At 64.7% G+C, this 20,500-nt stretch carries 18 protein-coding genes and 1 pseudogene; 9 read left to right on the top strand and 10 right to left on the bottom strand.

Annotated features, from left to right (window positions below):
* Positions 1–81: 81 nt before the first annotated feature.
* On the bottom strand, positions 82–1,500 hold the full coding sequence (gene ffh, locus HD883_RS20595; RefSeq protein ID WP_179588873.1) for a signal recognition particle protein: 1,419 nt from the start codon (positions 1,498–1,500) through the stop codon (positions 82–84).
* Between the two features lie 24 nt (positions 1,501–1,524).
* Between ffh and HD883_RS20590 the strand changes: the two genes are divergently transcribed.
* From HD883_RS20590 to HD883_RS20560, 7 genes are all read left to right on the top strand, one after another.
* Positions 1,525–2,376: a cytochrome C assembly family protein gene (locus HD883_RS20590; protein ID WP_179588872.1), complete on the top strand. Its 852-nt coding sequence runs from the start codon at positions 1,525–1,527 to the stop codon at positions 2,374–2,376.
* 78 nt (positions 2,377–2,454) lie between these two features.
* The gene (locus HD883_RS20585; protein ID WP_179588871.1) at positions 2,455–2,739 is read left to right on the top strand and encodes a PP0621 family protein; all 285 of its coding nucleotides are present in this window, start codon (positions 2,455–2,457) and stop codon (positions 2,737–2,739) included.
* A gap of 12 nt (positions 2,740–2,751) precedes the next feature.
* The gene (gene ampD, locus HD883_RS20580) at positions 2,752–3,468 is read left to right on the top strand and encodes a 1,6-anhydro-N-acetylmuramyl-L-alanine amidase AmpD (protein ID WP_179588870.1); all 717 of its coding nucleotides are present in this window, start codon (positions 2,752–2,754) and stop codon (positions 3,466–3,468) included.
* 467 nt (positions 3,469–3,935) lie between these two features.
* Positions 3,936–6,839: a ribonucleoside-diphosphate reductase subunit alpha gene (locus HD883_RS20575; protein WP_179588869.1), complete on the top strand. Its 2,904-nt coding sequence runs from the start codon at positions 3,936–3,938 to the stop codon at positions 6,837–6,839.
* A gap of 30 nt (positions 6,840–6,869) precedes the next feature.
* Entirely contained in the window at positions 6,870–8,039 is a 1,170-nt protein-coding gene (locus HD883_RS20570) for a ribonucleotide-diphosphate reductase subunit beta (protein WP_179588868.1), read from the top strand.
* Between the two features lie 434 nt (positions 8,040–8,473).
* Positions 8,474–9,118: a histone H1-like DNA-binding protein gene (locus tag HD883_RS20565; RefSeq protein ID WP_179588867.1), complete on the top strand. Its 645-nt coding sequence runs from the start codon at positions 8,474–8,476 to the stop codon at positions 9,116–9,118.
* A 191-nt stretch (positions 9,119–9,309) separates the two neighbouring features.
* The gene (locus HD883_RS20560; protein ID WP_257022574.1) at positions 9,310–9,864 is read left to right on the top strand and encodes a YggT family protein; all 555 of its coding nucleotides are present in this window, start codon (positions 9,310–9,312) and stop codon (positions 9,862–9,864) included.
* 70 nt (positions 9,865–9,934) lie between these two features.
* Here HD883_RS20560 and HD883_RS20555 read toward each other — a convergent pair whose 3' ends face one another.
* From HD883_RS20555 to HD883_RS20515, 9 genes are all read right to left on the bottom strand, one after another.
* A complete protein-coding gene (locus tag HD883_RS20555) occupies positions 9,935–10,450 on the bottom strand; it encodes an outer membrane lipoprotein (protein ID WP_179588865.1) in 516 nt (171 codons plus the stop codon).
* Positions 10,451–10,594: 144 nt separating this feature from the next.
* Positions 10,595–11,545, bottom strand: coding sequence for a carbohydrate kinase family protein (locus HD883_RS20550; RefSeq protein WP_179588864.1), 951 nt, complete (start codon positions 11,543–11,545; stop codon positions 10,595–10,597).
* Positions 11,546–11,568: 23 nt separating this feature from the next.
* Positions 11,569–13,551 carry a zinc-ribbon and DUF3426 domain-containing protein gene (locus HD883_RS20545; RefSeq protein WP_179588863.1) on the bottom strand — a complete coding sequence of 661 codons (1,983 nt, stop codon included), beginning with the start codon at positions 13,549–13,551 and terminating at the stop codon, positions 11,569–11,571.
* 8 nt (positions 13,552–13,559) lie between these two features.
* On the bottom strand, positions 13,560–14,462 hold the full coding sequence (prmA, locus tag HD883_RS20540; protein ID WP_179588862.1) for a 50S ribosomal protein L11 methyltransferase: 903 nt from the start codon (positions 14,460–14,462) through the stop codon (positions 13,560–13,562).
* 9 nt (positions 14,463–14,471) lie between these two features.
* The gene (gene accC / locus HD883_RS20535) at positions 14,472–15,821 is read right to left on the bottom strand and encodes an acetyl-CoA carboxylase biotin carboxylase subunit (RefSeq protein ID WP_179588861.1); all 1,350 of its coding nucleotides are present in this window, start codon (positions 15,819–15,821) and stop codon (positions 14,472–14,474) included.
* A 147-nt stretch (positions 15,822–15,968) separates the two neighbouring features.
* Positions 15,969–16,430, bottom strand: a complete 462-nt coding sequence (gene accB, locus HD883_RS20530; RefSeq protein WP_179588860.1) for an acetyl-CoA carboxylase biotin carboxyl carrier protein — start codon at positions 16,428–16,430, stop codon at positions 15,969–15,971.
* A 25-nt stretch (positions 16,431–16,455) separates the two neighbouring features.
* A complete protein-coding gene (aroQ, locus tag HD883_RS20525; RefSeq protein WP_179588859.1) occupies positions 16,456–16,890 on the bottom strand; it encodes a type II 3-dehydroquinate dehydratase in 435 nt (144 codons plus the stop codon).
* Positions 16,891–17,015: 125 nt separating this feature from the next.
* Positions 17,016–17,537: a TlpA family protein disulfide reductase gene (locus tag HD883_RS20520; protein WP_179588858.1), complete on the bottom strand. Its 522-nt coding sequence runs from the start codon at positions 17,535–17,537 to the stop codon at positions 17,016–17,018.
* On the bottom strand, positions 17,534–18,151 hold the full coding sequence (locus tag HD883_RS20515; protein ID WP_179588857.1) for a hypothetical protein: 618 nt from the start codon (positions 18,149–18,151) through the stop codon (positions 17,534–17,536). Before HD883_RS20515 ends, HD883_RS20520 begins: the two co-directional genes overlap by 4 nt.
* 229 nt (positions 18,152–18,380) lie before the next feature.
* On the opposite strand from HD883_RS20515, the pseudogene mpl reads away from it, so the two are divergent.
* Together mpl and HD883_RS20505 are read left to right on the top strand one after the other, a co-directional pair.
* Positions 18,381–19,772, top strand: a pseudogene (gene mpl, locus HD883_RS20510) (UDP-N-acetylmuramate:L-alanyl-gamma-D-glutamyl-meso-diaminopimelate ligase); the annotation flags it as partial.
* Positions 19,773–19,867: 95 nt separating this feature from the next.
* On the top strand, positions 19,868–20,497 hold the full coding sequence (locus HD883_RS20505) for a YqiA/YcfP family alpha/beta fold hydrolase (RefSeq protein ID WP_179588855.1): 630 nt from the start codon (positions 19,868–19,870) through the stop codon (positions 20,495–20,497).
* The last annotated feature ends 3 nt before the right edge of the window (positions 20,498–20,500 follow it).

Raw genomic sequence — 20,500 nt, 5'->3', positions numbered from 1 at the left:
CCGCGTGATCCCGGGCGCGTGATCAGCGCCACCCGACACGGCCCGCCACCCGGCCGTCGCCTCGTCACGCCACCCACCGCATCACTTCATGCCGGGCAGGCCCTTCATGCCCTTCAATGCCTTCATGCCGCCCATGGCCCGCATCATCTTGGCCATGCCGCCCTTCTTCATCTGCTTCATCATCGACTGCATCTGCTCGAACTGCGACAGCATGCGGTTGATTTCCTGCACCGGCACGCCCGAACCGGCCGCAATGCGCCGCTTGCGCGAGGCCTTGAGCAGTTCCGGCTTGGCCCGTTCCATTTCCGTCATGGAATTCAGGATGCCTTCCATGCGGCGGATCTGGCGCGACGCCTGTTTGCTGTCGACCTGCGACGCCGCCTGCGAAAACTGCGCGGGCAGCTTTTCCAGCAGCGAGCTCATGTCGCCCATGTTCTTCATTTGCGCGATCTGGGCGCGGAAGTCGTTCAGGTCGAACTTGTCGCCGGCCTTCATCTTCGCGGCGAGCTTTTGCGCCTCGTCGACGTTGATGGCTTTTTGCGCTTCTTCGACCAGCGACAGGATGTCGCCCATGCCCAGCACGCGCTGCGCCATCCGTTCCGGGTGGAAGGGTTCCAGGCCGGCCAGCTTTTCGGACACGCCCACGAACTTGAGCGGCTTGCCCGTCACGTGACGCACCGACAGCGCCGCACCGCCGCGCGCATCGCCGTCCAGCTTGGTCAGCACCACACCGGTCAGCGGCAGCGCTTCATTGAAGGCCTTGGCGACGTTGACGGCGTCCTGGCCCAGCATGGCGTCAACCACGAACAGGGTTTCGATCGGCTTGAGCAGGGCGTGCAGCGCACGGATTTCCTGCATCATGGCTTCGTCGATGCCCAGGCGGCCGGCCGTGTCGACGATCAGCACGTCATGGTGGTGGCGCTTGGCAAAGTCCAGCGCATTGCGGGCGATGTCTTCGGGCTTCTGGTCGGCCGACGACGGCATGAAATCGACGCCAGCCTGCGCCGCGACGGTTTTCAGCTGTTCGATAGCGGCCGGACGGTACACGTCGGCACTGACCACCAGCACTTTCTTCTTGCCCGACTTGTGGCCGTTCTGGCTGTGGCCGCCTTCGGCCAGCCAGCGGGCCAGCTTGCCGGTGGTGGTGGTCTTGCCCGAGCCCTGCAGGCCGGCCATCAGGATGATCGCGGGGGGCTGCTGCGCCAGCGACAGTTCGCTGGCATGCGGGCCCAGGTCGCCGCCCATCAGGGACGTCAATTCCTTGTGGACCACGCCGACCAGGGCCTGGCCCGGCGTCAGGCTGTTGGCGACTTCCTCGCCCAACGCCTTTTCTTTGACGCGCGACACGAATTCGCGCACGACCGGCAGCGAGACGTCCGCCTCGAGCAGCGCCAGGCGCACTTCGCGCAGCATGTCCTGGGTATTGGCCTCGGTCAGTCGGGCTTCGCCGCGCAGCGTCTTGACGACGCGCGACAGGCGGTTGGTAAGGTTATCAAGCATGACTGGGTTCGCTTACACTTCCATATGGATATGGGAATTGTATTGCACGCACTGGCCGCAGCCGGTTACGCCGTTTTGGCGGTAGTCGCCTGGCGCGCCGTTTCCTCGCACCCCGAAGCCCGGGCAGGCGCGGCCGAACGTGTCGGCCTGGCCCTGGTGCTGCTCGTCCATGGCATTGCCGTGCAACAAGGCATGCTGGGGGACGGCGACTTGCGCCTGGGATTTGCGCTGGGCGTGTCGGCGGCCTTGTGGATGGGGCTGGTCGTGTTCTGGGGGGAAAGCCTGTGGATCGCGATCGACGGCCTGCGCCTGTGGCTGATGCCGATCGGCGCCATCGCCACCCTGCTGGTGCTGCTGTTTCCCGATGGCCGGGTGATCGCCCATGCCGACAGCGGCTGGCTGCGCGTGCACCTGGCCATTTCGCTGTCGGCCTACGCCATGATCACGATCGCCGCGCTGCACGCCCTGCTGATGGCGTCGGCCGACCGCCGCCTGCATGAATTGTCGACCGACGCCGCCGTGCCGGCGACCCGCACGGGCCAGGTGCTGGCGCGGCTGTTCGACGCCATGCCGCCGCTGCTGATGCTGGAACGCCTGCTGTTCCGGCTGATCTGGGTGGGTTTCGTGCTGCTGACCCTGGCGGTCATGACGGGCATCATCATTTCGGAAGCCCTGTCGGGCAAACCGCTGCCCTTCGACCATAAAACGGTGTTCACGCTGCTGTCGTGGCTCACGTTCGGCCTGCTGCTGCTGGGCCGGCAGGTGTGGGGCTGGCGTGGCCGGATCGCGCTGCGCTGGACCCTGACCGGCTTTGCACTGTTGCTTCTTGCGTATACCGGCAGCCGTTTCGTGCTGGAAGTCATCCTTCACCGCTAAGCTGACAGATATCCCCGGCCGCCGTCCGGCGCGCCTGGTCCTGCATTCGCCCCCTTCCCTGCACCCTTCCCTGACCCTATGAGCAAGCTTCTTTTCTGGATCGTGATCATCCTGGTGGCGCTGGTGGTCGCGCGGCTCCTGGCGCAAAAAGCCGCCCGGGGCGCCCCGCCCACGCCGTCATCACGGCATCAGCACCCGCCGGGCACCCGGCCGGGCGCCAAAGGCAACGGCAACGGCACGGGAACCGAACTGATGGTGCGCTGCGCCCACTGCGGCATCCAGTTGCCCACCGATGAAGCCGTGCGGCGCAAGGGCTATAACTATTGCGGGCTGGCGCATTCGCTGCGCGGCCCGAAGTCCTGATCGAGCGTCACGATGGCGCAGTCTGATTTCCGCGACACGCAATGGCCCGACCCTGGCGGCACGCTGACGCCATCCCATACTGGCGGCCGGCTGGCGCAGGCCGAGGCCGCGGCTGCGCCCCTGTCCCAGTCCGACCCCCTGGGGCCGGTGGTTGCGGCCCCCGCCATCCTGGACCGGCATGGCTGGATCATCCACCCGGCCGTGCGCCACGCGCCGTCGCCCAACAGCGACGCCCGCCCGCCCGGCACCCAGGTGTCCCTGCTGGTGCTCCACAACATCAGCCTGCCCCCGGGCGAATTCGGCGGACCGTACGTGCGCGGGCTGTTTACCAACACCCTGGATTACACTGCGCACCCCTGGTTCGACCGCTTGCGGCCGCTGCGGGTGTCGGCGCACTTCGTAATCGGCCGGGACGGCGTGATCGTGCAGTTCGTGAGCACCGACCGGCGGGCCTGGCACGCGGGCGTCTCGTCGTTTCGCGGGCGGGACCGCTGCAATGACTTTTCGATCGGCATCGAGCTGGAAGGCACCGACACCCTGCCTTTCACTGCCGCGCAATACCGGTCGCTGGCCTGGCTGACGCCCGCGCTGCGCACCCGCTACCCGCTATGGGCCGTGCGGGGGCATGAACATATCGCGCCAGGGCGCAAGACCGACCCGGGCCCGGCCTTCGACTGGGGACGTTTTGCCACAGAAGCGGGTTGGGCGCTGCGGCAATTGCCCGCCTGAAAATTTTTTTCTGGCGCGTTCCGGCCGGCCGGAATCGTTGCGGAACGGGCTTCTCCAGCGGATTCTGGCTGGAATCCCTTGCCAATGATCGATGCCCGTCACAAAGCGGCGCAGTTCATGCGTTTGGAGGAGGTGACCCCGGTATTTTGCGTAGCCGCAAGCCGCTTTCGACAGCCGATAACAGGTTTGCCGCGCTTGATCAAGGGCACCTCGCACCACTACACTTAGTGCTATCGCTTCGAGACACCACTGCATCTAGTGTTTACAAGACGAATTTCGCACGTTCAAGCAGTACCCAATTTGCACGGTCAGTCGACCCGTATGTCGGAAAGGCCTCACCGCCCGGCGGTTAGGCCTTTCGCTTTACTACAAAGCCTTCGACGTGGGCGCCAGTACCTGTCCAGCCTTATCTCATAACCCGATCTTGAGCATCGACCTTCCCTGCTCACAGTCTTCGAGGAGCCACCATGCAACTATCCACGCCATCGGCCCAACCGGCCGCCGTGCCGCCCGCCACCAAGCCAGCCGCCCCGGCGGCCGAGTCCAAGGCGGTCTACAACGACCACAAGATCATCCGTCGTAACGGCAGCGTGGTCAGTTTCGAACCCGGCAAGATTTCTGTCGCGCTCACCAAAGCCTTTCTCGCCGTCAATGGCGGCCAGGGCGCTGCTTCCGCGCGTGTGCGCGAGCTGGTCGAGCAGCTGACCGGCCAGGTGGTGAACGCGCTCGTGCGCCGCCAGCCCAGCGGCGGCACCGTGCATATCGAAGACATCCAGGACCAGGTCGAACTCGCGCTGATGCGCTCGGGTGAACACGACGTGGCCCGCGCCTACGTGCTGTACCGTGAAAAGCGCGCCCAGCAGCGCGCCCTGATGCACACCGACGCCAGCCAGCCCACCTTGCACGTGACCGACAACGGCCGCCGCGTGCCGCTGGACCCGGCCCATCTGCATTCCGTGATCGAAGCCGCTTGCGTCGGCCTGACCGAGTTCGTGTCGGTCGACGGCATCTTCAAGGAAACGGTCAAGAACCTGTACGACGGCGTGCCTGTCGACGAGATCTTCAAGTCGGCCATCCTGGCAGCCCGTTCGCAGCTCGAAAAGGATCCGGCGTACAGCACCGTCACCGCGCGCCTGCTGCTGCACACGATCCGCAAGGAAGTGCTGGGTGAAGAAGTCGAGCAGTCGGCCATGGAAGAGCGCTACGCCGAATACTTCCCGACCTTCATCGCCCGCGGCATCGAAGGCGGCCTGCTGAACCCGGAACTGGCCAAGTTCGACCTGGACCGCATCGGCAAGGCGCTGGACGACAAGCGCGACCTGCAGTTCACCTACCTGGGCCTGCAGACCCTGTACGACCGTTATTTCCTGCACATCGAAGGCAAGCGTCTGGAACTGCCGCAGGCCTTCTTCATGCGCGTCGCGATGGGCCTGGCGATCGCTGAAAAAGACCGCGAGACCCGCGCGATCGAGTTCTACAACATCCTGTCGTCGTTCGACTTCATGAGCTCGACCCCGACCCTGTTCAACTCGGGCACGCTGCACTCGCAACTGTCGTCGTGCTACCTGACCACGGTTGCCGACAACTTGGAAGGCATCTACGACGCCATCAAGGAAAACGCGCTGCTGGCCAAGTACGCCGGCGGCCTTGGCAACGACTGGACCCCGGTCCGCGCGCTGCGCAGCCACATCAAGGGCACCAACGGCGAAAGCCAGGGCGTGGTCCCGTTCCTGAAGGTCGTCAACGACACGGCCGTCGCGGTCAACCAGGGCGGCAAGCGCAAGGGCGCGGTCTGCACCTACCTGGAAACGTGGCACCTGGACATCGAAGAATTCCTGGAACTGCGCAAGAACACGGGCGACGAACGCCGCCGCACGCACGACATGAACACGGCGAACTGGATTCCCGACCTGTTCATGAAGCGCGTGATGGAAGGCGCGGACTGGACGCTGTTCTCGCCATCGGACACGCCTGACCTGCACGACCTGGTCGGCAAGGACTTCGAAGCCGCGTACCTGGGCTACGAAAACAAGACGCAGACCGGCGAACTGAAGCTGTTCAAGAAGATGCCTGCGCTGAATCTGTGGCGCAAGATGCTGTCGATGCTGTTCGAAACCGGCCACCCATGGATCACGTTCAAGGATCCTTGCAACATCCGGTCGCCGCAGCAGCACGTCGGCGTCGTCCACAGCTCGAACCTGTGCACCGAAATCACGCTGAACACCAACGACTCCGAAATCGCCGTGTGCAACCTGGGTTCCGTGAACCTGGTGGCTCACCTGACGACCGGCGCCGATGGCAAGGTCACGCTCGACCACGACAAGCTCAAGCGCACCATCGACATCGCGATGCGCATGCTCGACAACGTGATCGACATCAACTACTACGCTGTCGACAAGGCCCGCAATTCGAACGCGCGTCATCGTCCGGTCGGCCTGGGCATCATGGGCTTCCAGGACTCGCTGCACATCATGCGCGTGCCGTACGCCTCGCAAGACGCCGTCAGCTTTGCCGACACGTCGATGGAAGCGGTCTGCTATTACGCCTACCTGGCCTCGACCCGTCTGGCCGAAGAGCGCGGCGCCTATCAGTCGTTCAAGGGTTCGCTGTGGGATCAGGGCATCCTGCCGAAAGACTCGGTGCAACTGCTGCGTGACGCACGCGGCGGCTATGTCGACGTCGACGACAGCGAGACGCTGGACTGGAACGCGTTGCGCACCCGCATCAAGGCCCATGGCATGCGCAATTCGAACTGCGTCGCCATCGCGCCCACCGCCACGATTTCCAATATCATTGGCGTATCCGCGTGCATCGAACCGACCTATCAGAACCTGTACGTGAAGTCGAACCTGTCGGGTGAATTCACCATCGTCAACGATTACCTGGTCCGCGATCTGAAGAAGCTCGGACTGTGGGACGAAGTGATGGTCGCCGACCTGAAGTATTTCGACGGCAGCCTGGCCAAGATCGACCGCGTGCCGGCCGAAATGCGCCAGCTGTACGCCACCGCGTTCGAAGTCGAACCCAGCTGGCTGGTGGAATGCGCCTCGCGCCGCCAGAAGTGGATCGACCAGTCGCAGTCGCTGAACATCTACATGGCTGGCGCGTCTGGCAAGAAGCTGGACGAAACCTACAAACTGGCATGGCAACGGGGTCTCAAGACCACCTACTACCTGCGCACGATGGGCGCGACCAGCGCCGAGAAGTCGACGGGCCGTGGCGGCGAACTGAATGCCGTGGCCAACGCGTCTTCCGCCGCGAACTCCGCCGCATCGGGTCAGCCGGGCCTGCCCGAGGCCGAGATCCTCGGCGCGGCATGCACGATGCGGCCAGGCGACCCTGGCTTCGAAGAGTGCGAAGCCTGCCAGTAAACCGCAACACAAGAATTTGGAGTGAATGACATGCTGTCCTGGGACGAAGACGTCGCAACCCCTACCCCCGCACGTGGCGCACGCCCCGCTGCGGGGGCGCCCCGGCCTGTCGACAGTTCGTTTGACGATGGCGCGCTTGCCGTGCCTGCCGTTGCGAACCCGGCCGCCGAGGCCCCTGCCGCCCACCGTGTGAACGTGGCCGACAAACGCATCATCAATGGCGAGACCGACGTCAATCAGTTGGTTCCGTTCAAGTACAAGTGGGCCTGGGAAAAGTACCTGGCCACGTGCGCGAACCATTGGATGCCGCAAGAAATCAACATGTCGCGCGACATCGCGCTGTGGAAGAACCCCACCGGGCTGACCGAAGACGAGCGCCGCATCGTCAAGCGCAACCTGGGCTTCTTCGTCACGGCCGACTCGCTGGCCGCGAACAACATCGTGCTCGGCACGTACCGCCACATCACCGCGCCGGAATGCCGCCAGTTCCTGCTGCGCCAGGCCTTTGAAGAAGCGATCCACACGCACGCCTATCAGTACATCGTTGAAAGCCTGGACCTTGATGAGTCCGAGATCTTCAACGCGTACAACGAAGTGCCGTCGATCCGCGCCAAGGATCAGTTCCTGATCCCGTTCATCGACGCGATCGCCGATCCCCACTTCAAGACCGGCACGCCCGAAGCCGACCAGACACTGCTCAAGTCGCTGATCGTTTTCGCATGCCTGATGGAAGGGTTGTTCTTCTATGTCGGCTTCACGCAGATCCTTGCGTTGGGCCGCCAGAACAAGATGACCGGCGCGGCCGAGCAGTACATGTACATCCTTCGCGATGAATCCATGCACTGCAACTTCGGCATCGACCTCATCAACACGATCAAACTGGAAAATCCTCACCTTTGGACACCAGAATTTCGTGAAGAAATCCGTGCACTCTTCCGCAAAGCTGTCGATCTGGAATACGCTTACGCCGAAGACACGATGCCGCGTGGCGTGTTGGGTCTGAATGCACCGATGTTCAAGTCGTATTTGCGCTTCATCGCAAATCGCCGGTGCCAGCAGATCGGAATCGAACCGTTGTTTGCGCAGGAAGAAAATCCCTTCCCGTGGATGGCGGAAATGATCGACCTGAAGAAGGAACGCAACTTCTTCGAAACGCGAGTGATCGAGTACCAGACCGGCGGTGCGCTGAACTGGGATTGATCTCACGATTGCGACAACGGTGTGATGTGCACCGTTGATTGAAGACGGCGCGAGTTGCGCCGTTGGAAGATACGGCGCCTTGTGCGCCCGAGCTGCGAAGTTGGATGCGTCAGACGCGAGCGGGAGAGGCACCTTGCCCCCGCACCCCGCGCACCATCGAACTTCGATGCGGCAGGCCGATCGGCCTGCGGCACAGCCGGGACACAAGGCGCCATTCGGCATACGGGAAACAGACCGTCTGCCAGGCCATTCGACATCGGCCGCACCGGATGCGGGTTATGTCGAATGGCTGTGTGCCTGATTCATTAGCGCAAACCGTGGCGCTGACTGGAGATCGTGTCCAGCAGCGGGGCTTGCGCCGATGAATAGCCCGTCAGGATGGTCCGAGCGGGTTTGTGTTCTGGGTCCCTGAACGTCTCGTAAAGGAGCAGACCATGGCGACAGCCAAGAAGGCCGCGAAAACGGCCGCAAAAAAACCGGCAGCCACTAAGGCGCCGGCGAAGAAAGTAGCGGTCAAGAAAGCCGCCGCGACGAAGGCACCGGCCAAAAAAGCCGCTGTGAAGAAAACTGCAGCTACCAAGAGTGCAGCGACCAAAGCTCCGGCAAAGAAAGCCGCAGTGAAGAAGACAGCAGCCACCAAGGCACCGGCGAAAAAAGCGCCCGCCAAGAAAGCCGCTGTAAAGAAAGTCGCAGCAAAGAAGGCCCCGGCCAAAAAAGCGCCTGCCAAGAAAGCCGCCGTAAAGAAAACGGCAGCCACCAAGGCACCCGCAAAGAAAGCCCCGGCCAAGAAGGCAGCAGTAAAGAAGGTCGCGGCCAAGAAAGCGCCTGCCAAGGCCCCCGCGAAGAAAGCCGCAGCAAAGAAGACGCCAGCCGCTAAAAAGGCTCCGGCGAAGAAAGCAGCTGCCACCAAGGCACCTGTGAAGCCGGCGGCCACGAAGGCGCCTGCAAAGAAGCCTGCAGCCAAGAAACCGGCAGCAAAGAAAGTCGCAGCGGCGCCCGCAGCCGACGCGCCCGCAGCAAAGACCGCAGCCAATCCGGCAGCCGCCGCTTGGCCATTCCCAACGGGCAGCCGTCCGTGAACGAATGATCGTCGCGCCTCTGGCGCGTCGATGCGAGCCCCACCCGGGCAGTCCGCCGGGTGGGGTTTTTTATTGGCTGCACGAAGCTGACATTTTGCTGACCTGCCCCATGCGAGGCGCAGCGACTCCGTGCGACAATCGACGCTCTGTTGATGGTCCGCCACTTGGGCGGGTTTACCGGAGCCACTGTCATGGGCGATATTGCCCGCTTTATCCTGAATATTCTCTTCACCCTGTTTGGCGCGGTGCTGCTGCTTCGCGTGTGGCTGCAAATGGCGCGCATGCCGCCGTTCAATACGGTGTCGCAAACCGTGTTCAAGGTCACGGACTGGCTGGTGATTCCGCTGCGCCGGGTGCTCGGCAGCCGCGGCGGCATCGACTGGGCTTGCGTGTTCGCCGCCTGGTTGTGCGCAGTGGTCTTCCTGTTTGCCACGGTGGCCGTGTCGGGCATCAGCCCGCTGGACTTCTTTCCGGAAGCCTTGTGGATCGCAGTGGTGATGGTCCTGAAGTGGGCCGTGAACCTGGTGATGTGGATCACGCTGTTGATGGTGATCATGTCGTGGGTCAACCCCAGCGCGCCTGCCATGCCGGTGCTGATCGCACTGACGGATCCGCTGCTGGCGCCCATCCGCCGCGTCATGCCGTCGCTGGGCGGGCTGGACCTGGCGCCCATCGTGCTGTTCATCCTGACGCAGGTCGCGTTGATGGTGATCGCGCGGATCGGACTCCCATTCCTGGGAATGTAGTCTCGGGAAGCGGAATGAAAAAAGGGAGACCCGAGGGTCTCCCTTTTTTATTGCAGCGTTGCTGAGGCGATCAGCGATGCGTGACGCGCGATGCGCCGCTGCCGCTCAACACACGCACCCGGTCGCCCACGTAGAACTGCTCGTCGGCTTCCTGCACGATCGACCGGATCTCGCCGCTTTCAAAGCGCACGGTCAATTCCAGGCCCTGCTTCTTTTGCACGCCGCCTTCAATGGCCTGACCCGCCAGGCCACCGGCAATCGCGCCGAGTACGCTGGTGATGATCGAGCCGCGGCCGCCGCCGATGGAGCTGCCGGCTACGCCGCCAACGATGGCGCCGCCCGCGGTGCCCACACCGCTCTGGCCACGGTCGATGGTCACCGGACGCACACCTTCGATCGTGCCGTAGCGAACGACCTGCTCGCGTTGGGTGGAGTTGCGGTCGTACACCGCGCCCGAGTTGCTTGCGCTCGTCCCGCCGCCCGCCGCGCATCCAGCCAGCGAGGCGACGAGGGTCAGCGCAGCTGCCATCACCGTCAGGCGGGCGCGGGGCGCGTTATGGAGGTTGGAACCACGTTGGGCTTGCATAGTATTTTTCCCTGCAGGTGACCGGCGTCAGGCAGCCGGCAAAACCGAATCATGTCTGTTTGACGTAGTTATACCTGCTAGGTTCGGTCAAATTGCCACAGTCCAGCCAGCCACCCCCTGAAAGGTGTGTCAAACGATAACAACTCAGGGCAGCGTCAGGCCATAGTGCTGCTGCAGCAGGGCCGAGATCTGTTCGCGTGTGGCGCTGTGATTCTGCGCGCCACGTTCGGCGATCTTGAGCGATCCCATCAGGCTGGCAATGCGGCAGCAATCGGCCCATCCCCAACCCAATGTCAGGCCGTACAGCAGGCCGGCGCGATAGGCGTCGCCGCAACCGGTCGGGTCCACCACTGCGGTCGCCCTGACGGCCGGGATATGCGTTTCGGCGCCGTCGGCCAGCAGGGTCGATCCCTTTTCACCACGCGTGATGATCGCGGCCTGCAGGGTCTTGGCAATGTCGGCCATGGAACGGCCGGTGCGCTGTTCGACCACCGTCGCTTCGTAGTCATTCACGGTAATGACCTGCGCCATCGTCAACATCTCTTCGATGTCGGCGCCGCTAAACAGCGGCATCGCCTGGCCCAGGTCGAAAATGAAGGGGATGCCGCGGGCATGCAGACGGCGGGCATGCGCGAACATGCCATCCTTGGCGTCAGGCGCCACGATGCCCCACACGCCTTGCGCCGCCGACAGATCGTTGCTGGCCGAATCGCCCATCGCGCCCGGATGGAAAGCCGTGATCTGGTTGTCGGACAGGTCGGTCGTGATGAAGCACTGCGCCGTGAAGGTATCGGGGATCACCTTGACGAACGACGTGTCGGTGCCCTGTTCCTGCATGCGCGCCAGGTAGTCGCCCGCGTCCTGGCCGACGGTGGCCACCGGCACGGGCTGGCCGCCGAGCAGGCGCATGTTGTAGGCCATGTTGCCGGCGCAGCCGCCATATTCCTTGCGCATCGACGGCACCAGGAAGGACACGCTGAGCGCATGCACCTGGTCAGGCAGGATGTGGTCCTGGAACTTGCCTTCGAAGACCATGATGGTGTCGAAGGCCACCGAACCGCAAATGATGACCGGGGATGTCTGGGGGCTGTGCATGGCGGAATGGGACCTGGCGGAATTCAAGGAAAGAAGGCGGCAACACGATAGCCGCTGGCACGCGCTTCCGTGGTGTCGATCGGAATGCGCAGCGAACGTTCTTGCCCCGCGGGGATCGGATCGGCCAGTTGCTGCGGCGGCAGGTAGGTGGACGGCAGCAAGACGCGCCGCGACACCACGGTTTCGGAAAAATCGGTCAACGACAGTTCAAGCGCGGGCCACGGTTGCGGATGCTTGGCGCGATTGCGCAGCGTGACCCGCAAGGCCAGGTGCCGCACGCCGGGGGTGGCGGACGACGCCGCTGCCGGGGTGCCGGTTTGAGCCGACGGGGCGATCGCGGTGGTGTCCGACGTGCCTGTTCCCGTGCTTGCGCCCGTGCCGGTGGCCGCGGCCCCGGTGGCGCCATCGGCGCCCGCCGCCGCTTCGGGCGACCAGGTTTCCAGCGCCGACGATTCGACCGTCAGTTGCCGCGGGTCGCGCGGGTAGCTGACCGTGCAATCGAGCTGCACGCAGGCCTTTTCCAGCGCGGGCCGCATGGCCGGGAACCACGTCGCCAATTCGGTGCGATACAGCCAGATGGACTGACCCAGCAGCGCCAGCACCGCCACGACAGCCAGGACGATCCAGACCCAGCGCCACGGCGACGGTTCGGCGTCGTCCGGCGTCCCCATGAAGCCGGGGGACGAGGGGTGCGGGGCGTCGGGGGTTACAGCCGGAGACGTGTGGGGAATGTCATCGGCATCGTCGTCGCGGAGGTGGTCGCGCGGGTTGTCGCGCGTGTCGTCGCGCGTGTCATCGTGCGTGTCGCCAATGACAAAGTGCGGTTCACGATCGTCGCGCGCCAGCGGTGGCGTGCCGAACGTGGGTTCGGTCGTGCGCAGGCGCGGTTCGGACGGTGTGGTTGTCGGTGATGACGCCGCTGCGGCTGTGGACGTGACCGGGCCGAACGTGGGCTCGGTCTGGCGAGAGACGGGATCGTTGCCACGGCGCGGGGCGTCGGCAGCCCCCATCGACGGCTCGGACGTGCGCAACGTCGTGTCGCCAAAGGAAGGTTCGGTACCGCGTGGCGACGGATCCGGGCGTTCGAACAGGGGCTCGACGCTGCGTGGTGGAGCCGTGCGTGGCTCAAACGCGGGTTCGTCGCTGCGCGATGGCGTGGCGCGGGTATTGAACGTCGGTTCGTTGGCCCGTAGCGAGGCCATCTGCGGATCGAAGGTTGGCTCGTTGGCGCGCAGCGACGGTTCCGTGCCCCGCAAACCAGTGTGTGCGCTTGCACCCGACTCGCCCGCCCACACGGACGGCTCGGTGCGGCCCGACGCGGCGCCTTGCCCCAGCGCGGCACGCAAGTGCGCGGCCGATGCAGCTTCGGTATCGGCGCGGAAGGTGGGGTTCGGGACAAACGGGCCCGGCGCGGCAGACGCCGTGTCCGGTTCTGGACGAACCGGCGGTGCTGAAGGCGCCACCGATGCAGTCCGTACCGGCGCGGCTGGCGCCGCAGCCAGCACAGGGGCCGGCACAGGGGCCGGCACAGAGGCCTTCACAAACGTCGGCGCAACCGGTTGCGATTCCACCGGCAAGGCCGCCCGCCGGGCGGCATCGGCCGCCGGATACAGATCGGGCACCGGACCGAAGCTGGCCGCATCGTCCCGCGGCAGCGCTATCCCGCCGCCCGCGAATCCCGGCGCGGCAGGCGCAGCCGCATTGCCATCGGCCGGACTGGGCGCACGCGGCACCCGCGTCCGCAACACGGCCGGATGGTCTTCGATCGGGTCCGGCGCAGGCGGCGCGGGCTGGGCCGAATGCGGTTCGGCCACCGGGGCCTGCGCCGCCACCGGCGGTTCCACCGGCGCCGGCGTGGCCGGCACGTCGATCTCGATCAGCGACGCATGGCTGTCGAACGGCGTGGAACACACGCCGCAACGCACCCAGCCTTCACGCAGCTTGATCTGGTCGCGCACCACCCGAAACGTGGTGCCGCACTTTGGACAGCGGGTTGCCAGCGCCATGATCGCGCTCAGCTGGCCTGGGTGGTGCGCTGCCCGTGCAGGCAGACCCAACCGTCAAGCGAACGCCAGACGCTGAGCTGTATCCACGGCGCATAGAAGGCCGCCACTTCATCGGCCTGGCGTTCCAGGACGCCCGACAGCACCAGATGGCCGCCATCGACCACGCGCTCGCACAGCATGGGCGCCAGCACTTTCAGGGGATTGGACAGGATATTGGCGACAACCACATCGGCATGCCAACCCGGCAGCATGTCGGGCAGACCAACTTCGATCACCACGTCGTTGGCCGACGCGTTGTCTTGCGCGGATTGCACCGCTTGCGGGTCAATGTCGATGCCGACGGTATCACCCGCGCCCAGCTTGCGGGCGGCGATCGCCAGGATGCCGGACCCGCAGCCGTAATCCAGCACGCGCTGGCCGGCCTGCAGATGCCGCGCCAGCCACGACAGGCACAGGTGCGTGGTGGGATGGCTGCCCGTGCCAAAGGCCAGGCCCGGGTCGAGCCGGATGGAAATGGCATCGCCCAGTTCAGGCACTTCATGCCACGACGGCACGATCCAGATCCGGTCGTCGATCGAAATGGGGTCGAACTGCGATTGCGTCAGGCGCACCCAGTCGGCGTCGGGCACGTCCCGCAACGACCATTCGGGCACGTCGGTGATGCCCGTGGCGGCGCAGGCCGATTCCAGCATCAGGGCCGGATCCTCGCCGTCGGGCAACAGCGCGACAACACGGTTCCGGCTCCAGGCCTGGGTGGTGGGTTCAAGGCCGGGCTCGCCGAACAGCGGCTGCTCGGCCTCGGTACCGAAGTCGGCGTCTTCGACGGACACCGAGAGGATGCCCGCGTCGAGCAGCGCGTCGGACAGGGCTTCCGCCAATTGCTCGGGACAATCGAAGACGAGTTCACGCATGGGGCGATCTTATTCCGGACGCTGCGACAGACGGTGTTCCAGGTAATGGATGTTGGTGCCGCCTTCAATGAAGCGGGCATCCTGGAGCAGTTCGCGGTGCAGCGCGATGTTGGTGGAAATGCCTTCGACCGCCATTTCGGACAGCGCGATACGCATGCGGGCAAGCGCCTGCTCGCGCGTGTCGCCGTAAGAAATGACCTTGGCGATCATCGAATCGTAGTTCGGCGGCACGAAGTAGCCAGCGTACACATGCGAGTCGACACGGATGCCAGGGCCGCCCGGCACATGCCAGTTCAGGATGCGACCTGGGCTGGGCGTGAAACGGAAGGCATCTTCGGCGTTGATCCGGCATTCGATGGCATGGCCACGGAAGACGATGTCGCGCTGGCGCAGGCGCAGCTTTTCGCCGCAGGCGATGTAGATCTGTTCCTGCACGAGGTCGACCCCGGTAATGGCTTCCGTGACCGGATGCTCCACCTGGATCCGCGTGTTCATTTCAATGAAATAGAACTCGTTGTTTTCGTACAGGAATTCGAAGGTACCCGCACCGCGATAGCCCATCTTGCGGCAGGCGTCGGCGCAGCGATCGCCGATCCGGTCGATCAGGCGGCGCGGAATGTGCGGCGCCGGCGCTTCTTCAATGATTTTCTGGTGGCGGCGCTGCATCGAGCAATCGCGCTCGCCCAGCCACACGGCGCCACGCTGGCCGTCGGACAGCACCTGGATTTCCACATGGCGAGGGTTCTCAAGGAACTTCTCCATGTAGACCTCGGGGTTGTTGAACGCGGCGCCCGCTTCGGAACGGGTCATCGTCACGGCGTTCAACAAGGCCGCTTCGGTGTGCACCACACGCATGCCACGTCCGCCACCGCCACCCGCCGCCTTGATGATGACGGGATAGCCGACCTTGCGGGCGATCTGGATGATTTCTTTCGGGTCTTCAGGCAGGGCGCCTTCGGAGCCGGGCACGACCGGCACGCCGGCAGCGATCATGGCCTGCTTGGCACTGACCTTGTCGCCCATCAGGCGGATCGTTTCGGGCTTCGGACCGATGAACACGAAGCCGCTCTTTTCGACGCGTTCCGCGAAGTCGGCGTTTTCGGAAAGGAACCCGTAACCCGGGTGGATCGCTTCCGCGTCGGTGACTTCGGCCGCGGAAATGATCGCGGGCATGTTCAGATAGCTTTCCCGCGACGGCGCGGGGCCGATGCAGACCGACTCGTCGGCCAGCTTCACGTACTTGGCCTCGCGATCAGCCTCGGAATGGACGACCACCGTCTTGATGCCCAGCTCGCGGCACGCGCGCTGGATACGCAGGGCGATTTCCCCGCGATTGGCGATCAGGATCTTCTCAAACATGATGAACGGATGTCCTGAAAACGTCGGGGCGTGCGGTCTGGCCGCGTCCTGGCGGCCAGCGCCACGCGGGCGCGCGCGCCCCGACAGATACATAATTGCGGCGCCGCATCGCCCCAGGCGTCATGCGGCGCGGAAGGCTGACCGGAATCAGCCGATGATGAACAGCGGTTGGCCGTATTCGACCGGCTGGCCGTTCTCGACCAGGATTTCCTTGATCACGCCGGACTTGTCGGCTTCGATCTCGTTCAGCAGCTTCATCGCTTCGATGATGCACAGCGGGTCGCCTTCCTTGACGGTCTGACCCACTTCGACAAACACCGGCGAGCCGGGGTTGGGCGCGCGGTAGAACGTGCCGACCATGGGCGACTTCACGGCGTGGCCCGTGGGGGCCGGGGCCGGAACCGGTGCGGCTTCGGCAGCAGGCGCGGCGGCGGGCGGTGCGGCCTGCGGCGCGACGGGGTAAGGCTGCACGCCGGACATCACGCCAACCTGCCCACCCTGCGCAAATTTGACGATACGGACCTTGCCTTCGCCCTCGGTGATTTCCAGTTCGGCAATACCGGACTCGGCAACGAGGTCGATCAAGGTTTTCAGCTTTCGGAGATCCATGGATGGTTCCCTAACAAAATTCTTTTTAGTGCGTCAGTGCGTAGCGCACTGCCGCTTCGTAGCCATCGGCACCCAGCCCGGCAATCACACCCACGGCCAGATCGGAAAAGTAGGAGTGATGCCTGAACGCTTCCCGCTTGTGGACGTTCGACAGGTGGACCTCGATGAACGGGAGGCCCACGGCTGCCAACGCATCCCGAATACCGACACTGGTATGCGTGAACGCCGCCGGGTTGATGACGATGAAATCGGTCCCATCATCCCGCGCAGCCTGAATGCGATCGATCAGCGCGCCTTCATGATTGCTCTGATAAGAGGCGGTCACCGCGCCGCTGGTCTGCGCAAGCGCAGCCAGGCGGGCATCGATGTCGGCCATCGTCGTCGACCCGTAGATACCGGGTTCACGGGTGCCGAGCAGATTCAGGTTCGGGCCGTGCAAGACGAGGATGCGTGTGGCCATGGTGCCTGTAAGCGAGTCAGAAGGGCGCGATTTTTACGCGAATCACCCTACATTGTCCATCAAGTGTAACCAAAACGCGGATTTTTCTTGCCTGGGCGGGTCAGAAACGTCCTGCCGCTGCCACGTCAGGCTCCGCGCACGACCGAACGCAAAGTATCCACGTGGATCCGCCCGGCGTATTGATGGATAAGCGCGCCTTTTTCGTCGATCACGACGGTAAAAGGCAGCCCGCCGCTGGTATTGCCCAATTCACGGGCCAATTCGGTGCCGACGTTGCCGGCGACCAGCAAGGGGTAGCGCACCGCGACCTTTTCAACAAATCGCTTCATGTTGGCGGCTGAATCGATGCCGATGCCAATAAATTGCGCCGTATCCTTGAGTTCAGCCTGCAAGGCGTCGAGTTCGGGCATCTCGTCCACGCAGGGCGCGCACCAGGTTGCCCAGAAATTGACCACCAGCGGCCGTCCTTGCCACTGGGACAAGGCCTGCTCGGTACCATCCAACGCGGCCAGCCGCTGGGCAAACAGGATATTCACGGCCTTGTCGCCTGCGGCGCCCGGGGCATAACGCTGCCAGGCCAGTGTGCCGCCGGCCACCGCGGCCAAGGCGCCGACACCGGCAAAGGTCAACGCACGTCGGCGATTCATTCGTCATCTCCTGAAGGCGTGGCGGTCTCGTTGATGAGCCGTTCAAGCGCCTTGGCATTGGCGCGTTCAGGGCGCCCGTCGGCCCCCGTACGCAGTGCGCCGCGCAGGGCGTGGCTGTCGTAGATGCTCAGGACCACGCCTTCGTCCTGCCACATGAAGTACAACGCTTCGACCATCTTCCGGCCACCACGAAAATCCGGGCGTTCACCCACTTCGTACTGGATGCCATGGTTGATCAGGTAGATCTCGACTTCCTTGGAAGAGTCGACAAAGCACTGCAGATAGATATCGGAATGCTCCCCCGCCGTGCCGGTCCACACCGGACCCACCAGGTACGGACGGAAGATGGCCAGCCGTTCCATGACCGACAGCGCGACCTGACGCAGGCGAGCCAGCCGCATCGGCTGCGTGTCGCCCATATACAAGGCCTGGTACTCGCGCACCTCGGTCTCGATCTCGTCGTTGTCGGGCAGGAGGTCGCCACGCGGAAGGGTGCCCGGCCCCACCAGCTGCTTGATCGCCTTGCGTTTGGCCGTGCTGTAGTCCAGCCCGTCTTCGGCGATCATGCGGGCCGCCGCCGCGGCGATTTCCTGGCGCAAAAAGGGGTGCGTCATGATTGCTCCAAGAATGCGACCTCTCATGATACTTCCTGAGCGCTGCGCCAACATGCCGCCGCCTGGACGTCTTGCGCCTTGTTACCCTCCGGCCGATCGCCTGCCCTGCCGCCGTCCGGTGGCGCTGCATGGACAGTTTTGCCCTGCCCGGATGGGGGCTCGCGGCGCAAGACGCTCTACAATCCCCCTCCCTAACCTGATACGCGCCGCACCGCGCGGACTTCCGGACATGCACCTACACATCCTTGGCATCTGCGGCACCTTCATGGGCGGCCTGGCACTGATCGCCCGGGCGGCCGGCCACCGGGTGACCGGTTGCGACGCGGGCGTCTATCCGCCCATGAGCACCCAGCTGACCGAACAGGGCATCGACCTGATCGAAGGCTTTGGCGCCGACCAGATCGCGCTGCGGCCCGACCTGTTCGTGATCGGCAACGTGGTGACCCGCGGCAACCCGCTGATGGAAGCGATTCTTGACGCCGGGCTGCCCTATACGTCGGGCCCGCAGTGGCTGGGCGAGCATGTGCTGGCCGGCCGCCATGTTCTGGCCGTGGCAGGCACGCACGGAAAGACGACCACGACAGCGATGCTGGCGTGGATCCTGGAACAGGCCGGACTGGCGCCATCGTTCCTGGTGGGCGGGGTGCCGCAGGACTTCGGCATGTCCGCGCGGCTGGGCACCACCCCCGCCCCGGGCGCGGCGGGGCGCAACGTGTTCGCGATCGAAGCCGACGAATACGACACCGCGTTTTTCGACAAGCGGTCGAAGTTTGTCCATTACCGTGCGCGCACAGTAGTGCTCAACAATCTGGAATACGACCACGCCGATATCTTTCCGGATCTTACGGCGATCGAAACCCAATTCCATCATCTGGTCCGCACCGTGCCCATGTCGGGCCGGATCATTGCCCCGACGCACACGAGCGCGATCGACCGTGTGCTGGCCCGGGGGTGCTGGTCGGACACCGTCACCTTCGGTGCCGACGCCGACTGGCAGGCTGGCGCCGAACAGGATGACGGCGCGTTCGAAGTTGCCCTGCGTGGATCCCCGGTGGGTACGGTGCGATGGGCGTTGAGCGGCGCGCACAACCGGATGAACGCGCTGGCGGCGATTGCCGCGGCCGATCACGTCGGCGTGTCACCCTCCGAGGCCACTGCGGCGCTGAGCCGCTTTGCCGGGGTCAAACGCCGCATGGAATTGCGGGGCACGGTAGCCGACATCCGTGTCTACGACGACTTTGCGCATCACCCCACCGCGATCGAGACGACTGTGGCGGGATTGCGCCGCCGCATGCCGTCCGGCCGTATCCTGGCCGTGCTGGAACCGCGTTCCAACACGATGAAACTGGGCGCCATGAAGGCGCAATTGCCGGCGTCGCTGCATCAGGCCGACCAGGTCTATTGCTACGGCGCGACCGACGGCAAGCAGGCGCTGGGCTGGTCCGCGGCGGACGCCCTGGCGCCCCTGGGCAACAAGGCCCAGGTGTTCTCTGACCTGCAGGCGCTGGTGGCGGCGGTGTCGGCAGACGCCGCGCCGGGCGATCACGTACTGGTCATGAGCAATGGCGGATTTGGCGGCGTGCACGGCAAGCTGCTGGCGGCGCTGGCGGCGCGGTTCGATGGCGGCTCGGTGCAAGGTGCCGTCGGGGCGGTGGGGACTGCGGATGTCCCAGATCCGACGCGTCCCGCGGCGTCTTCTGCCAAAGGATCGCAGCCATGATCCTGTATCTGCACGGATTCCGCTCATCGCCCGAATCGTTCAAGTCGCGGCTGCTGGCGCAGGTCCTGGCCGCGCAGGGGCGCAGTGATGAATGGGCCTGCCCTGCCCTGTCCGCCAGCCCGCGGCGTGCCGTCGAACTGGCGGAATCGCTGGCGGCCGACCTGCAGCGCCGGGCCGGCGTGCGCCAGTCGGCCGACCGTCCGCGCCCCGGCCTGACCATTATCGGATCGTCGCTGGGCGGCTACTATGCCACCTGGCTGGCCGAACGCCTGGGGTGCCGCGCCGTGCTGCTCAACCCGGCTGTCCACGCCGCGCGGGACCTTGCCACGCAAGTGGGCGAACACACCTCTTACCATGACAACCAGCCCTTCGTGTTCACGCCGGCGTACGTCGACGAACTGAAGGCCATGGAAGTCCCGCGCATTACCGACCCTGACCGCTACTTTCTGGTGGCCGCGACGGGCGACGAAGTGCTCGACTGGACTGAAATGCGCGATTTCTACGCCGGTGCGCGCCAACGCATCATCGAAGGCAGCGACCATGGCATCGCCGATTTTGCGACCTGGCTGCCTGAAGTACTGGCCTTTGCCGATGCCCCGCATCCGCATGCCCCCCATGACGAATAACGC

This window comes from Pigmentiphaga litoralis (genome assembly GCF_013408655.1).
Lineage (GTDB): Bacteria > Pseudomonadota > Gammaproteobacteria > Burkholderiales > Burkholderiaceae_B > Pigmentiphaga > Pigmentiphaga litoralis_A.
Note: the sequence above shows the minus strand (reverse complement) of the source record. Positions and strands in the feature narration are given on the sequence as shown.

Excerpts from the sequence above, each read along its gene's own strand:
- ffh (WP_179588873.1), bottom strand. The coding sequence starts at position 1,500 with ATGCTTGATAACCTTACCAACCGCCTGTCGCGCGTCGTCAAGACGCTG.
- HD883_RS20590 (WP_179588872.1), top strand. The coding sequence starts at position 1,525 with ATGGATATGGGAATTGTATTGCACGCACTGGCCGCAGCCGGTTACGCC.
- HD883_RS20585 (WP_179588871.1), top strand. The coding sequence starts at position 2,455 with ATGAGCAAGCTTCTTTTCTGGATCGTGATCATCCTGGTGGCGCTGGTG.
- ampD (WP_179588870.1), top strand. The coding sequence starts at position 2,752 with ATGGCGCAGTCTGATTTCCGCGACACGCAATGGCCCGACCCTGGCGGC.
- HD883_RS20575 (WP_179588869.1), top strand. The coding sequence starts at position 3,936 with ATGCAACTATCCACGCCATCGGCCCAACCGGCCGCCGTGCCGCCCGCC.
- HD883_RS20570 (WP_179588868.1), top strand. The coding sequence starts at position 6,870 with ATGCTGTCCTGGGACGAAGACGTCGCAACCCCTACCCCCGCACGTGGC.
- HD883_RS20565 (WP_179588867.1), top strand. The coding sequence starts at position 8,474 with ATGGCGACAGCCAAGAAGGCCGCGAAAACGGCCGCAAAAAAACCGGCA.
- HD883_RS20560 (WP_257022574.1), top strand. The coding sequence starts at position 9,310 with ATGGGCGATATTGCCCGCTTTATCCTGAATATTCTCTTCACCCTGTTT.
- HD883_RS20555 (WP_179588865.1), bottom strand. The coding sequence starts at position 10,450 with ATGCAAGCCCAACGTGGTTCCAACCTCCATAACGCGCCCCGCGCCCGC.
- HD883_RS20550 (WP_179588864.1), bottom strand. The coding sequence starts at position 11,545 with ATGCACAGCCCCCAGACATCCCCGGTCATCATTTGCGGTTCGGTGGCC.
- HD883_RS20545 (WP_179588863.1), bottom strand. The coding sequence starts at position 13,551 with ATGGCGCTGGCAACCCGCTGTCCAAAGTGCGGCACCACGTTTCGGGTG.
- prmA (WP_179588862.1), bottom strand. The coding sequence starts at position 14,462 with ATGCGTGAACTCGTCTTCGATTGTCCCGAGCAATTGGCGGAAGCCCTG.
- accC (WP_179588861.1), bottom strand. The coding sequence starts at position 15,821 with ATGTTTGAGAAGATCCTGATCGCCAATCGCGGGGAAATCGCCCTGCGT.
- accB (WP_179588860.1), bottom strand. The coding sequence starts at position 16,430 with ATGGATCTCCGAAAGCTGAAAACCTTGATCGACCTCGTTGCCGAGTCC.
- aroQ (WP_179588859.1), bottom strand. The coding sequence starts at position 16,890 with ATGGCCACACGCATCCTCGTCTTGCACGGCCCGAACCTGAATCTGCTC.
- HD883_RS20520 (WP_179588858.1), bottom strand. The coding sequence starts at position 17,537 with ATGAATCGCCGACGTGCGTTGACCTTTGCCGGTGTCGGCGCCTTGGCC.
- HD883_RS20515 (WP_179588857.1), bottom strand. The coding sequence starts at position 18,151 with ATGACGCACCCCTTTTTGCGCCAGGAAATCGCCGCGGCGGCGGCCCGC.
- HD883_RS20505 (WP_179588855.1), top strand. The coding sequence starts at position 19,868 with ATGATCCTGTATCTGCACGGATTCCGCTCATCGCCCGAATCGTTCAAG.